The organism is Stenotrophomonas sp. INTA L402-1, from assembly GCF_059295135.1.
In genome coordinates this window covers 1-899 of sequence record NZ_JCAFWP010000100.1, presented here as the reverse complement: position 1 = coordinate 899, position 899 = coordinate 1, and the positions used below count along the sequence as shown (strand labels likewise).

1 protein-coding gene is annotated in these 899 nt (G+C 45.7%); it reads left to right on the top strand.

Annotated features, from left to right (window positions below):
* Positions 1–57 precede the first annotated feature (57 nt).
* Positions 58–831: an endonuclease/exonuclease/phosphatase family protein gene (locus AC5O77_RS21680; RefSeq protein ID WP_494507161.1), complete on the top strand. Its 774-nt coding sequence runs from the start codon at positions 58–60 to the stop codon at positions 829–831.
* Positions 832–899: the final 68 nt, after the last annotated feature.

The window sequence follows — 899 nt, the reverse complement described above, 5'->3', positions numbered from 1 at the left end:
AGATGTGTATAAGAGACAGGGGGAGGCTATCTTTGGTACAGCTTAGCGATTTTCCCTGTGCCAAAAACTCAGTTTCAAACAGCTCGCACTTTATCCTATCAACGGCAAGCCTTAGATCAATCTGTGGCTTGTTTTCACACCAATGGGAACATTGACCCCATTGCACAGCGGGATTTTCGCTTGCTGGTGTGGAATATGCACAAAGGGCAAGATCGAGGCTGGCAGGAACAGTTGAAAACGCTCGCCGAGGGCAAGGATTTTTTATTTTTGCAAGAAGTGTCCAGCGGGCAACATCTAGATTCGCAATTTTCATCACAATTTCCTACCGCACTTTATACCAGCAGTTTTGCTTATTTAGGGCAGCAATCTGGCGTGGATTTGCTCAGCCGTTTTACACCGCGTTTTTATTGTGCGGGGGCTTCTGTTGAGCCTTGGATTCGCATTCCCAAAGTAGGAAACGCGATGGCATTTCCTCTGGCAGACGGGCAAAGGCTGTTAATCATCAATGTGCATTTAGTTAATTTTGAATGGAATCCCACCCACTATCAACAGCAACTCACAGCGATGTTTCAATTATTGCAAGCCCATCAAGGCCCGATTATTCTGGCGGGCGATTTTAATGCGTGGAATCGTGGGCGGATAGATTTAATCCAAAAACTGACCGCACTTTATGGTTTAACCCCCGTGCAGTTTCAGCCTGATGATCGTTTGCGATTTTTTTCAAACCCGCTGGATTGGGTTTTCGTGCGAGGCTTCAAGGTGAAAAACGCCCGCACGATAAAAACTACCAGCTCCGATCATAACCCCTTGCTGGTGGAATTAGCGTTATAACTAAACTGTATTCGCTTTGTTAGAAGGTTTTGTATTTTACACCGCCGCGGTAATCACAATCTCAACTT